Origin of the sequence: Falsihalocynthiibacter sp. S25ZX9 (assembly GCF_041205405.1) — a bacterium.
GTDB classification, from domain to species: Bacteria; Pseudomonadota; Alphaproteobacteria; order Rhodobacterales; family Rhodobacteraceae; genus Falsihalocynthiibacter; species Falsihalocynthiibacter arcticus.
The window spans coordinates 1-368 of the sequence record NZ_JBGFCD010000097.1 but is presented as its reverse complement, the minus strand read 5'-3'; the positions used below and the strand labels follow the sequence as shown (position 1 = coordinate 368).

At 56.5% G+C, this 368-nt stretch carries 1 protein-coding gene; it reads right to left on the bottom strand.

The window, feature by feature from the left end; genetic code table 11:
- Positions 1-12 precede the first annotated feature (12 nt).
- Positions 13-368 (bottom strand): phosphoadenosine phosphosulfate reductase family protein (locus tag AB9F29_RS21445; RefSeq protein WP_369757195.1); only part of this gene is annotated, 356 nt, incomplete at its 5' end.

Below are 368 nucleotides of genomic sequence, written 5' to 3'. Positions count from 1 at the left end.
GCGCCAACGGCCCTATCTAGGATCTTCGCCTTCGGCGACGGGGCTTGTGCAGGGCGCACAACCAATCGAGTGGTAGCCTTTGGCCACTAAGGGATGGCGCGGCAGGCGGTTGTTTTCCATATAGGCCCGCAAATCTTCAGGCGCCCAATAAGCGAGAGGGTTAACTTTGATACGCGTGTCATCTTCGTTTTCAAAGAAATCCAGAGCGACACGGCTCCCCGCTTGAAAGCGTTTGCGCCCTGTAATCCACGCGTCAAATCCGCCCAATGCCTTTTGCAATGGCTCCGTTTTGCGCAGGGAACAGCATGCGTCCGTATCGCGCTGATTAAGTGTGCCGTCTGGATCGATCTCGGCGATATCGGCGTCAC